Source organism: Lysinibacillus sp. 1 U-2021, from assembly GCF_029916965.1.
Classification (GTDB): Bacteria; Bacillota; Bacilli; order Bacillales_A; family Planococcaceae; genus Lysinibacillus; species Lysinibacillus capsici.
In genome coordinates, this window is record NZ_CP123966.1 from 1,573,427 (window position 1) to 1,586,196 (window position 12,770).

9 protein-coding genes and 1 riboswitch are annotated in these 12,770 nt (G+C 39.6%); of the genes, 8 read left to right on the forward strand and 1 reads right to left on the reverse strand.

Features of this window, described 5'->3' with window-relative positions:
* The first annotated feature begins 31 nt into the window (after window positions 1-31).
* Genes QH639_RS08095 through QH639_RS08130 form a run of 8 tightly spaced genes read left to right on the forward strand, consistent with a single transcriptional unit; the run spans window position 32 to window position 11,865 of the window.
* Window positions 32-2,425, forward strand: coding sequence for a DUF7408 domain-containing protein (locus tag QH639_RS08095; RefSeq protein WP_281115944.1), 2,394 nt, complete (start codon window positions 32-34; stop codon window positions 2,423-2,425).
* Window positions 2,425-3,360: an ABC transporter ATP-binding protein gene (locus QH639_RS08100; RefSeq protein ID WP_131521688.1), complete on the forward strand. Its 936-nt coding sequence runs from the start codon at window positions 2,425-2,427 to the stop codon at window positions 3,358-3,360. Before QH639_RS08095 ends, QH639_RS08100 begins: the two co-directional genes overlap by 1 nt.
* Window positions 3,357-4,202, forward strand: a complete 846-nt coding sequence (locus QH639_RS08105; RefSeq protein WP_103117519.1) for an ABC transporter permease — start codon at window positions 3,357-3,359, stop codon at window positions 4,200-4,202. The genes QH639_RS08100 and QH639_RS08105 overlap by 4 nt, the downstream gene beginning before the upstream one ends.
* A 12-nt stretch (window positions 4,203-4,214) precedes the next feature.
* Window positions 4,215-5,648 carry a hypothetical protein gene (locus tag QH639_RS08110; RefSeq protein ID WP_281115945.1) on the forward strand — a complete coding sequence of 478 codons (1,434 nt, stop codon included), beginning with the start codon at window positions 4,215-4,217 and terminating at the stop codon, window positions 5,646-5,648.
* Between the two features lie 11 nt (window positions 5,649-5,659).
* Entirely contained in the window at window positions 5,660-6,655 is a 996-nt protein-coding gene (locus QH639_RS08115; RefSeq protein WP_048391973.1) for an AAA family ATPase, read from the forward strand.
* Window positions 6,652-7,527, forward strand: coding sequence for a DUF58 domain-containing protein (locus QH639_RS08120; protein WP_066037221.1), 876 nt, complete (start codon window positions 6,652-6,654; stop codon window positions 7,525-7,527). Before QH639_RS08115 ends, QH639_RS08120 begins: the two co-directional genes overlap by 4 nt.
* Before the next feature lie 11 nt (window positions 7,528-7,538).
* Window positions 7,539-9,284 (forward strand): vWA domain-containing protein, encoded by a 1,746-nt coding sequence (locus tag QH639_RS08125; RefSeq protein WP_237899454.1) that lies wholly within the window; start codon window positions 7,539-7,541, stop codon window positions 9,282-9,284.
* Entirely contained in the window at window positions 9,268-11,865 is a 2,598-nt protein-coding gene (locus tag QH639_RS08130) for a VWA domain-containing protein (RefSeq protein WP_281115946.1), read from the forward strand. The genes QH639_RS08125 and QH639_RS08130 overlap by 17 nt, the downstream gene beginning before the upstream one ends.
* A 188-nt stretch (window positions 11,866-12,053) precedes the next feature.
* On the opposite strand, the gene thiW is transcribed toward QH639_RS08130, so the two are convergent.
* A complete protein-coding gene (gene thiW / locus QH639_RS08135; protein ID WP_131521684.1) occupies window positions 12,054-12,554 on the reverse strand; it encodes an energy coupling factor transporter S component ThiW in 501 nt (166 codons plus the stop codon).
* 94 nt (window positions 12,555-12,648) lie between these two features.
* A riboswitch (TPP riboswitch) is annotated at window positions 12,649-12,756 on the reverse strand.
* Window positions 12,757-12,770: the final 14 nt, after the last annotated feature.

Consider the following 12,770-nt stretch of genomic DNA (forward strand, 5'->3'; position numbering starts at 1 on the left):
CCATCTATTTACATAAAAAGGGGTTGAGCTTTTGAAAAAGACAAAATGGACGGCACTGACCTTACTAGTCATGCTTGTAATGAGCTTTATCTTGCCTACAACTCAGGCGAGTGCTGCTGCTACACTAGAGGTGAAAGCAACAGCTGGTGTTTCTGGTAAAGCGAAATATCAATCAGTAGTACCACTTCAAGTTACAGTGAAAAATAATGGAGCTGACTTCTCAGGAGATATGGCGATTAATTCATCAAATTCTTATGAGGCAGCTTCAGCCCTTGTCGTTCCAATAGATATAGCAGCAGGAGAGGAAAAGACATTTACTTTCTATCTTGATGGTTTAGCTGACTATAGTTACTCGGACACAGATTTATTTGCCTTTTATGAGGGAAACATTGAAAAAGGAAAAAAGATTGCCTATAAGGGAACTAAACGTCTGCAATCAAATTTTTTAGATCCCTCATCAACATTCATTTATACATTAACAGATAAAAGTGATCGACTTTCAGCACTATTACGTTTATCAACATTTGTAGCTCAAAGTAATGTGGAAGTATTTAATATCAATCAATTAAAAGATTATACACTTCCAGAAGACTCGCAGGGACTTGCGATGGCCAATGTCATTGTTGTAGATGAAGTGGCTATTGCTGATTTAACACCGAAACAACAAGAAGCATTACTAAAATGGGTACAGGATGGTGGTACCTTACTTCTAGGTGCTGCTGACCAAATCAATGCTACAGCAGGGATTTTTAAAGAGTATTTACCTTTGTCATTATCACAAGAAACGACTGCGATTTCTGCAGAAGCTTTAACTAAATTGTCAGGTGGCGGCATTTTTACACAGCCGATTTCAGTTTACGCAGCTACTAGTAGTGAAGGAAGTTTACCTGTACTAACAGAAAATAATGCAGTGTTAGCAGCAAAGAAAAAAGTGGGTAGCGGGGAAGTGATTCAAACAACCTTCTCTTTAGGTGATCAACCACTTGCTTCTATGGACGGCTATGGAGCACTTTTAGCCAAAGTGATGAATATTCAAAGTATTTCACAGCAAGGAATGATGAGACAGGGACAATCTCCTCTCGATCAAATATCTTATGAGCTTCGTAACATTAATGAACTATTTCCATCTTTCGAAGTATCAGTGAGCTATATGCTAATTGTCATTATTCTTTATATTTTAATAATCGGGCCAATCCTTTATTTTATCTTGAAAAAAGCGGACAAGCGTGAGCATGCATGGTGGATAATACCGTCCATCTCTGTTGTTCTTTCCATTGTTCTCTTTATTGTCGGAGCGAAGGATCGTATTGTACAGCCACAAGTTCAACAATCTGCATTCTATAAAGTAAATGAAGACAATAGTGTAAATGGCTATTATGTAGAGTCCATTCTAACGAATCGCAGTGGGGATTTTGTGGTCAATGCTGACCAAAATACAACTGCCGTTGCATTAAGAAATTATAATAACTTCACAGGCACGATGGGGCCATTACATGAATCTTCTTATATAAAAGAAAATGCTAGCGGTTCAACACTAACATTACGTGATTTAAGCTACTGGTCTGTGCAATCCTTTGGTGGAAAAACATCAGCACAAAATATCGGGAAGATGGATATAGATATAACACTGAAAAATGAAAAACTAACAGGAACAGTTAAAAATAATTTCCCGTTTGCATTAAAAGATGTCACATTAATCTCGGGTGTGAAAGAAGTAAAACTAGGTGATATTGAAGCAAACGGAACATTACAGGTAAATAAGGAACTGAAAACAACGGTTCTTCAAAAACCATCTATTTTCAATAATTATAATTATAGTTACCCATCGAAAAAGGATGAGGTAGACCCAATGCGGATTGAACGAATGAAAACTTTAGCATTGCCGCTTGTAGAAAAGGATAACCAACCAATACTTACAGCTTGGACAGATCAAGCGGTGGTAGGAGTTGAATTAGAAACAAGTGCCAATATGTCACCAATTACGATGCTTGTTCAACCATTTAAAGGAAAAGTTGAGCTAACAGGTCCATTTACAATGAAGCGTAATAACTTCTCGTATTCAGTAGAGCCACTATCAGTAAATGGCTATTATGAAAAGATCGAGGAAGAATTGAATAAATGGTACCTATCTGAAGGGTTGTACGAAGTAACGATGACCATGCCAGATCAATTTATGGATGCCGTTGAATCACTTAATGAGCTGACAATTTCTAATAAGGATGTCTCACGTATGCAGCTATCCATTTGGAATAATGAAACGAATATATATGAGCCTTTAGTCGATACAAAGCAAGTGTTTACAGACAAGGTTTCAACATACTTTAATCAAGATGGAGAGCTTCGAATTGAAATCAAATATGGTCCCGATCCATCAGGAGAACAAACGAAATTACCAGACATAGAGCTGAAAGGAGTGGCAAAATAATGATTGAAATTCGTGATTTAACGAAACGATACGGCTCCTTTACAGCATTAGATCATTTAAACTTATCTTTAGAAGAAGGCGTTGTATTTGGATTTGTTGGCGCAAATGGAGCAGGGAAATCAACGACATTCTCTATTTTAGCGACCCTATTGTCACCGACTTCAGGAGATGCTCTGATAAATGGCAAAAGTGTTGTGAAGGAACCTAAAGAAGTTCGAAAGCAAATTGGTTATATGCCCGATTTCTTTGGTGTATATGATCAGTTAAAAGTAGATGAATATTTAGATTTTTATGGAGCGAGCTACGGTATCCAATTAGCAGAGCGTCAAGTGTTAATTCCACAATTATTAGAACTAGTGAATTTATCAAGTAAACGCTATGAATATGTTGATTTATTATCACGTGGTATGAAGCAACGCTTATGTTTAGCTCGTGCACTTATCCATGATCCAAAGGTACTGATTCTAGATGAACCTGCTTCAGGACTAGATCCACGTGCTCGTGTGGAAATGCGAGATATTTTACGAAATTTAAAGTCTATGGGAAAAACAATTTTAATTTCGTCGCATATTTTGCCTGAACTTGCTGAGATGTGTGATGAAATCGGTGTTATTGATAATGGTAAATTAATTGCACATGGAAATGTAGCCGCGATTCAGGCCCAGCTACAAGGAGAAAAGCGTATTGTATTAAAAGTGACAGATCAATTGGATGCAGTACGAGCGTTTTTAGAGGAAGATCCGCATATTTCATCAATTGATGTCATTGAAAGTCGTTTAGAAATAGCCTTTAACTATCGAGGAACAGATGCTGAGCAGGTGGCATTGCTAAAAAAAGCTATGCTTACAGATTTACCAATCTATGCATTAAGTGAAGAAGAGAAGGATTTAGAGGATGTCTTTATGGCGATTACGAAGGGAGCGGACAATCAATGATGGAAAGATTTTATAATCCAGTACTTGTTAAAGAATTGAAGTTACGCTTCCGTTCTTTTAAAAGCTTTTCAGGTTTAATGTTTTATTTAGCTGTACTGTGTATTTTCATTGCAGGGTTTTTATTGCTTACAACTGAATTTACTGGCAGAGGCTTCTTTAGACCAGAGACAAGCTTTATGATGTTTGCTGTGCTAACCATCTTGCAAATGGCATTAGTTCTTTTCATTACACCAAGTTTGACTGCAGGTGCTATCAGTAGTGAGCGCGAAAAGCAAACATTAAATATTTTATTAACAACGACACAAAGTTCTACACAAATTGTTATTGGAAAATTACTATCCTCCGTAGCATTTCTAGTATTGATGCTGGTAGCAGGATTACCACTATACAGTCTAGTGTTTCTATTCGGTGGTGTGTCGCCTTCACAGCTTATTTCTATATTTTTATTTTATTTAGTCACTGTAGTAGCAATAGGTAGTATAGGCGTGATGTTTTCTACGATTACTAAGAGGACTATTGTTGCCATGATTGCCACATACGGCTCAATCATTTTCTTAGGAGGTATTACAGCATTCTTCTTCTTTTTAACAATGGCCTTTCATCAAATGGGCAATGCCATTGGAACAGGTGCCTCCTTTATGACCTATTTCTGGGCATCTATTAATCCAGGTGCCTTGATGCTGACACTTATTTCTCCAGAGATGGGGGATGCATTAGCAGAGCTTTCGGGAGTAGAACTACCTGTATGGATTACTTATTTAATTGCTTATGTATTCATCATTGTGCTTTGTTTAACGATTGCGATTAAAAAATTGCGTGCCAACATGAAAAGTAACCGATGAGGAGGAATTGGTATGGAGCGTCGTAAGCAATTACGAAAATATATTCAGCGTGCAAAATCGAGATTAACTCTTGAAAGAAGCATTCCCATTGCACAATACGGTTTGTTTTTGGCATTGCTTTCGAGTGCTTCTCTCGTACTTATTTCCCGACTATTTGTCTGGCCATATTATCGCCAAATAGCATTAGGAGCCTTTATTACCGTTATTATTGCAACCATTGCTTATATTTGGTGGGAACGGGTCAAAGAGAAAGAGGCATTGCATAAACTGGATCATTATTTCTCACATAATGAATTAGTGACAGCTTTATCATTTAAAGATGATCAGGATCCTCTTGTTCAATCATTATTATCGAAAGCTATCCAAAATGCTGAAAAAGCTTTCGCAGACTTTAAGGCTCGAAAGAAAAATCTATTTCGTCCAAAGGCGTTTATCGGATTATTTATTACAACAGTTGTACTAGCCATTCTTTATATGTTCCCAGCAGCTACGCAAATTGAAGCAATAGAGGTTGAAAAGGAGCAAGCAGTTATCGAAGATATGAAGAAGGAAGTTGCTGAATTAGAGAAGAAGGCGGAAACAAAAGAAGTAAAGGAGCAATTGCAAGAACTTCAAAATACTTTAAAAGAGGCTGAAACAGCAGAAGAAGCTTTACGAGAAGTTGTCAAAAAGCAAAAGGAGCTAGCATTAAAGGAGCAGCAATTAAAGGATAAACAAACGGCTAGTCAAGATGGCACAACAGAAGGCCAAGGATTATCGAAGGAAGAGGTTGAGCAGCTAAAAGAGCTTGCCCAAATGCAGCAAGGGCTGACAGAAAATGCAAATGCCACACAAACTGCTATGAGTAAACTTGGTAAACCAGCAAGTAACTCCTTACAAAATGCAATTGCGAGTGCCAATAATGCCAGCAGCCACAATCAAAACAGTCAACAGTCATCTGGTAATTCCCAACCTAGTAATCAACAAAGCCAGTCTAGTCAAACTAATGCTCAAAGTGGTTCTCAACAGCAAAATGGTAGTAGCCAGAGCAATGGTCAAGGGCAGGGACAAGGTCAAGGACAGGGACAAGGCCAAGGCCAGGGACAAGGCCAAGGCCAAGGTCAAGGCCAAGGACAGGGACAGGGTCAAGGACAGGGCCAAGGCCAAGGTCAGGGACAAGGTGGTCAAGGAGCAGGAAGTGGCCAAGGCGGTCGGAATTTGCTAACGACACCGAATCGAATAGGTGGGGCAAGTGAGACATCAGTAGATGGTGGCGCATTAGGAGATGGTTCCCATGTATCTGAGCAACAAGGAAATGGTCCGATAACAAAAGGTTCTATTCGACCTTATGAAGAAGTAATTGGCTCTTATAAAGACAGCTATTTAGAGAGTTCAGAGCGCTTACAATTACCGAAGGATTTACAAAATGTCGTGCAATCTTATTTCACGTCAATTGAGTCGCAGTAGGAGGAAAAGAAATGGCCTTTACAGAGCAACAGTATGTAGATATGAGTACGAAATTACAGCAAGTTAAAGAAGAAATTCATCGCTTCATTGTTGGACAGGAAGAAGCAATTGATTATACCCTGTATGCAGTATTAGCGGATGGTCATGCATTGTTAGAAGGTTTACCTGGTTTAGGAAAAACGATGTTAATTCGTACCATTTCAGAGGTACTGGATCTGTCGTTTTCACGTATTCAATTTACACCAGATCTTATGCCAGCAGATATAACAGGTACGAGCATGATTGAACGTACACCCGATGGGAAGCAGCAATTTACCTTTCAACCTGGGCCAATCTTTAGTCAAATGGTATTGGCTGATGAGATAAATCGCGCAACACCCAAAACCCAAAGTGCCTTGTTGGAAGCAATGGGAGAAAAAACGGTAACCATATTAGGGGATACAAAAAAAATGGCGAGACCATTTTTCGTGTTGGCAACTCAAAACCCTATTGAAATGGAAGGAACATACCCATTACCAGAAGCACAGATGGACCGTTTCCTTTGTAAAATTCTTGTACCCTATCCAGAAAAAAGCGAACTTATGGAAATTATGAAGCGAACGACAGGTGCCCAGGAAATTGGTTTACAGAAACAGATGGATACAGATGCTCTCATTCAAGCTCAGCAAATGGTAAAGGAAGTGATGGTTGCTGATGAAATGCTAGAGTATGCAACTGATCTAGTAGTGGCTACGCATCCTGAGAGAACAGATGCGCTTGATGAGGTTAAACAATATGCAATGTATGGCAGTGGTCCACGTGGTTTGCAGAGCTTAATCAAATTGGCAAAGGCAAGAGCTTTAATGAATGGTCGTTTTCATGTTTCTGTAGCGGATATTAAATCTGTTGCTAAGCCTGTTTTACGTCATCGCATGCTGTTGAATTATGAAGGGGAGGCTTCAGGAAAAACAGCAGACGATGTGATTGATGTTATTTTAGAAAAAGTTCAGCAAGGTATTAGCAAGTGACAGCAAAATACTTATTGCCCGAAGACTGGTTAGCGAAAATCAGTCGCTTTCAAGTAGCGACGGCCTCCAAACTACGCGGGCAACATAAGGGCTCGCACCGTTCTCAACGCTTCGGGGCATCCCTTGATTTCTCGGATTTTCGAGAATACCATTTAGGAGATGATGTACGCCAAGTGGATTGGAACGTCTTTGCTCGTACAGATAAATACTTTATAAAAAGGTTTTTAGATGAGCAAGAGATGCGTGTACATATTCTACTAGATGCTACCAAATCGATGGGGCAACATGCTAAGTGGTTATTTGCTCGTCAAATTGTGGCCTCCCTCGGTCTAATGGTATTAGGTCGAGATGATCGTCTATCTTTTTCTTTTGTCCAAGATGAAGTGAAGCCACCATTTCGACGGAAGGGTACCATGTATCGCCGAGCTTTTTTACAGCTAGTAACAGATATAGAGGAAGCTAATTACTCTAATCGTTTTGCCAAGGATGCACTTAAAGCTTTACCTAAAGATAGTACCGTATTATTCATTGTTACAGATGGATTAGAGCCAATTGAGGAATGGGAACAGCTATTAAAAAGGCTACCACGCTATGCTGGAGATGTTCGCATTTTGCAAATTGTAACGCAAGAAGAACTGTCACCAAATTATTCGGGTGATGTACGTCTCCTTGATCGTGAAACAGGTAATGATGTGAATGTGACGATGTCCTCTAAAGTATTAGAGTCCTACCATGCAAGACGCATACTACATGAAGAAGAATTTGAAGCCATTTGCCGTCGCTTTGGTGTTCGAAAATTACAATTGAAAGTGGAAGATGGATTGCAACATGCGATTTTCCAGCAATTATTAAAAGCACATTGGATTAGGTGAGGTGAGCCGTATTGGGCTTTAGTCAAATTATATTTAGCTGGACGGCCATCATCCCGGTCATTGTCCTACTTTATTATTTCTTTCGAAAAAAATATACAGATCAAACAGTTTCTTCGACGCTTTTTTGGTCGGAGATTATGCAGGAAACGCGAGTATCGCCTTATTTAAAGCATCTACAAAAAAATGCCCTACTATATTTACAGCTTCTTGCTTTAGTGCTACTTGTTTTGGCATTGATGAATCCTTATATAAAAAAATCAACCATTGTTGGTGCACAAACCATATTTATTGTAGATACTTCAGCCACAATGCTGGCAGGTAAAGAGCAATCAACCTTTGACGCTCATAAACAGGAAATGCTGAACTTGATGAATGAATTGAATGGTCGACCTGTCACATTAATTACAACTGGTGCTGCACCAAAAGCTGTTTTACAGCAAGAAACAAACACGAGTGAAATAAAAAAAGCTATTCAAGATTTACAAATAACCTATGAAACTGCTGAAATGAATAAGGCGCTGGATGTAGCACAGGCATTTGTGGGCGATACACCAACTTCTATCTATGTTTTTACAGATACACTTGATAAAAAGCAATTACCGATGGACAAGGATTCTGTGAAATGGCTAGTAAGAGGTGCTACAAAAGACTTAACAAATATCGCTATCACCCGCTTTGCTGCTACGACAGATGGACAAGCTACGCTGGCACTTGTACAACTCCATAATGATACAAATACCGAGCAAAAGGTAACACTCGCATTGAATAATGCAGAGGGTGAGGAGCTGGTAGCAGAAAGTGTCGTTGTGCCTCCAAATGAAGCCATTACGAAAACATTTAAAGATTTGCCTTTAGCAAAATCCATGACAGCTATTATTGATGCAAATGATGATTATGACATAGACAATCAACAAACAGTTTTACTACAAACGACTACGTCAAAAATTATTGTTGATCAAGGCTTGCATCAACTGATACAGAAAGGTTTTCAAACAGTTAGTAGTGGCGTAAAAATCGTCCCTTCCTTGCAAGTAGCTGACAATCAAGATGCTACCATAATCACAAACCAATCAGCCTTATTGGAAAAGATGGACAATCCCCTCGTATTATTTGGTCGTGATGATGCAGAAAAAGTAGATGCGAATGGGACGGTAAGCACTAGAAGTGATGCATTATTTGCCTTTAGTGAACTAAAGGATGTTTATGTTAGTGCTGTTTATCCTGGCTTTGCGGACTATGAAACGATTGCTTCTGTTGGAGAAGAGCCGTTCATCCAACGCTCCCCAAAAGGAGATATCGTTGTTTTAGCCGATATTGCTGATACAGATTGGCCTTTACATCCATCATTCCCACTATTTCTATGGAGTACAGAGCAGCAGCTAACAGAATCAGTTGGGTCACTTGGGATTTTTTCACCCAATGAACAACGTGCAGTTGCTTTAGCGCAAGGAGACTGGAATGTTTATTCGCAAGAAGACGAGTTTCTTTCGTCTGTTACGAAGGGGATGCTAACTGCGCCCAAACAGCCAGGCATTTATATGGTACGCTCAAATAATGAGGAAAAACAATTGATTGTCCAATTGCAAGCACAAGAACGTGTCATTGAACAAGGAACAAGTTTTACATTAGGTGATATTTCAGACAATGGAAAGGAAGAAGTGTCGATGACCTCTTTCGTGCCTTGGCTAATTGTAATTATTTTACTATTGCTTGTTTCAGAGTGGGAGGTGCAACGACGTCGTGGATTTACGAATTGATATGCCGTTAGTATTGTTGTTACTCCTTCCATTATTCTTGTATTTTGGATGGACATACTTTCATGAGCGACAGCGACTTAAAAGAAGTCATATTGTTGTACTTACTATTCGCATAGTGGCAGCAGGCTGTTTAGTTTTTGCACTCGCAGGTCCATATCTATTATTACCAATCAAAGAAGAACAAATTATTTATTTAGTAGACCGTTCTGCTTCTATGAATGGTACGGAAGATGAGATGGTTCAGTTTATACAGGAGAGCCTCCAATCAAAAAAAGAACCACAGCTTGCGGGCATTTATTCATTTTCCTCTACTTTACAAACAGAGGCCATTTTATCTAAAACATTAAAGGAAGTACCGAAACTAACTGAAATTAAAGCTACCGATCAAACAAATATAGAACAAAGTCTACAGCTTGCTTCAGGGATTATAGATCCTAAAAAAGCAACTCGTCTTGTGCTATTAACAGATGGTAATGAGACAAAGGGCGATGCTTTAGAATTTGCTACGAAGTTGAAAGGCTCTAATATTAGTGTGGATATTAAGCCTTTTAGTCAACCAGTTGTCAATGATGTATCACTAAAAAGCTTTGTATCCCCTCAGGTTGCTTACGTTGGAGAGCAACAACAATTAGTGACAGACATACATGCAACATCAGCAGGCCAAGGCGAGCTATTACTATATGAAAATGATGAGCTTATTCATAAAGAGGCAGTTGAGCTGACTGAAGGCACGAATGTGTTTACCTATAAACATGCAGCAACAGCTGAAGGACTTGTAAAATATGAAGCCGTTGTTCAAGTTGGTCAGGATGCCATTTTTGAAAACAATAAGTTAACTAGTGTCACAATGGTTCAAAGTGAACCACATTTATTAATCGTTAATGGTTATGAAACAGCTTCACCCATCGCAGCAGCACTTGGTAGTCAATCCATTGCCTATGATGTTGTAGCGCCCGACAGTCTACCAAATGAACTGTCCAGCTATTTGCAATATAATGCTATTATTTTCGAAAATGTGCCAGGTCATTTAGTGGGTGAAGCAAAAATGAGTGTTATTGAGCAAGCAGTCAAAAACTTTGGGGTTGGTTTTACAATGGTGGGTGGAGAAAATAGTTTTGGTCTAGGCGGCTATTTTAAAACACCGATTGAAACCTTATTGCCAGTGGAAATGGAAATTAAGGGCAAAGAGCAATTACCTTCCTTAGGGTTAGTGATTGTACTTGACCGTTCTGGCAGTATGCAAGGCTCGAAGCTTGAGCTTGCTAAGGAAGCAGCGGCACGTTCTGTTGAGATGTTGCGAGACGAGGATACATTAGGATTCATTGCCTTTGATGATCGTCCTTGGGAGATTATAGAGACAGGGCCTCTTAGCAGTAAAGAAGAGGCTGTGGATACTATTTTATCAGTAACACCTGGTGGGGGAACAGAAATCTATAGTTCATTAGCTAAAGCCTACGAGAACCTTGCTGATTTAAAGCTCCAACGTAAGCATATTATTCTCTTAACAGATGGGCAATCACAGGCAGGGAATTATGAGGATTTAATTACTGAAGGAAAAGAAAATGGTATAACCTTATCGACAGTAGCGATTGGACAAGATGCTGATGCGAACTTATTAGAAGCGCTTAGTGACATGGGTAGTGGACGTTTCTATGATGTCATAGATGAGCAAACCATTCCGTCTATTTTATCTCGTGAAACAGCTATGATTTCCCGCACCTATATTGAGGACAATCCATTCTATCCAGCAATTTATAATGCAGCAGGATGGAACTCGCTGTTTGCAAATGGGGTCCCACAAATGAATGCATATATTGGGACAACGGCAAAACAGGGGGCTACTGTTGTAGCAGAAAGCGAGAAGGAAGATCCTGTGTTAGCGCAGTGGCAATATGGTCTTGGTAAAACATTTGCCTTTACATCTGATTCAACGGGTAAATGGACAGGAGATTGGGCAAGATGGCAGAATTGGGGAGCATTTTGGCAAACACTTATTTCTCAGATGCTACCAAGCTACAATGATGTAGCCTATGATGTAAGATTGGAAGCAGATGGTTCCTTTATGATTACAGACCCTACAAATGAAGCTGCATTTTTAGATATTGTAGCGGTAAATGAGGCAGGGGAGGAGCTAGAAACACAACTTGAAACCATTTCCGCATCCCAAGTTCGAGCTGTAGTACAAGCTGAACCTGGATTAATTTTCTTCCGTGTAGCAGATGAAAAGAAGGCCATTTATCAGGCAGGGCTAAGTGTTCCTTATAGTGCTGAATACGAACTACTCCCTGTAAATAACCAACTGATAGAAGAGTTAACTAAACGAACAGGAGGCACTGTTTTAAAGGAACCACAAGATGTTTTCCGTGACTTTACGACAAAAGGAGCAGATCGGCAAAATATTGCCACATGGCTACTCTTAGCAAGTATGCTTCTTTTCTTTATTGATATTACCATAAGACGCTTTGGTTGGAATTTCCTAACGAATGTGAAGAGAAAAGAGCCGCTGGTTGAGGAAAAAACTATACAAGCAGAAGATACAAATGTAGCACAGTTGTTAAAAGGCATGAAAAAACGATCTTAAATAGAGGAAGCAGTGCAAACTCGAATAGTTTTGCACTGCTTTTTTTATGTTGCTTGAAATAGAGAGTTATCCCCTTTGTAGAGAGGGGAAGATGATCTACAAAGTGGACTCTTTTTCTCATAAGGAGGAGAAAGGCGCTCCAAATTGGACTGCCCGCAGCTCAATGAATGCTCATAATCCAATACCTCTTAATAAAGAGAAGAATTAAATCTCTTTACGAGCTCTGTTTTACGCAAGCTACTCGCAACCATTACACCTAAAATAGCACCGATCGTACTTGATGTTAAAAAGGCTGGTAGGAAGAAGAATGCTGCTACAGATGTTCCCATGAATAATTTTGCATAAGGGACGGCAATAAGTGAAGCCAGAATGCCCGTTCCGATAACCTCTCCGATACCAGCTAACCACATTTTATTGCTATATTTATAGGCAAGAGCAGCACAGACCGCACCGATGATACTACCAGGGATAGCTAGTAGAGAGCCTGTTCCAGTAAGGATACGAATGATGGCAGTGACAAAGGCAACTATAACAGTTGGTACAGGCCCAAGTATAATGGCTCCTATCACATTAATCGCATGCTGAACGGGGTAAGCACGTGCGATGCCTGTTGGGATGGATACGAAAGTAGAGCCTGCAACAGCAACGGCTACTAATAAAGCCATGACTGTTAATTTACGAATTGACATAAAGTTCACTCCTTTTGGTAAAGTTCGTGAGGAAAAATAAAAAGGCCACCCCCTTTAAACAATAGGAAGCGGCCTTGCGTGTATATAGTGACAACAGCAAGTAGCGCCACTTCCCTCCGCTAGTGTGAACTAGATCAGGTTCAAAGGGTCCGTATATTACCATATACGTCTCAGCCTTTTAAAGACTCCCCTAGTGGTTAAAATCATTCAATTTTG

Excerpts from the sequence above, each read along its gene's own strand:
- thiW (WP_131521684.1), bottom strand. The coding sequence starts at position 12,554 with ATGTCAATTCGTAAATTAACAGTCATGGCTTTATTAGTAGCCGTTGCT.
- QH639_RS08100 (WP_131521688.1), top strand. The coding sequence starts at position 2,425 with ATGATTGAAATTCGTGATTTAACGAAACGATACGGCTCCTTTACAGCA.
- QH639_RS08115 (WP_048391973.1), top strand. The coding sequence starts at position 5,660 with ATGGCCTTTACAGAGCAACAGTATGTAGATATGAGTACGAAATTACAG.
- QH639_RS08105 (WP_103117519.1), top strand. The coding sequence starts at position 3,357 with ATGATGGAAAGATTTTATAATCCAGTACTTGTTAAAGAATTGAAGTTA.
- QH639_RS08110 (WP_281115945.1), top strand. The coding sequence starts at position 4,215 with ATGGAGCGTCGTAAGCAATTACGAAAATATATTCAGCGTGCAAAATCG.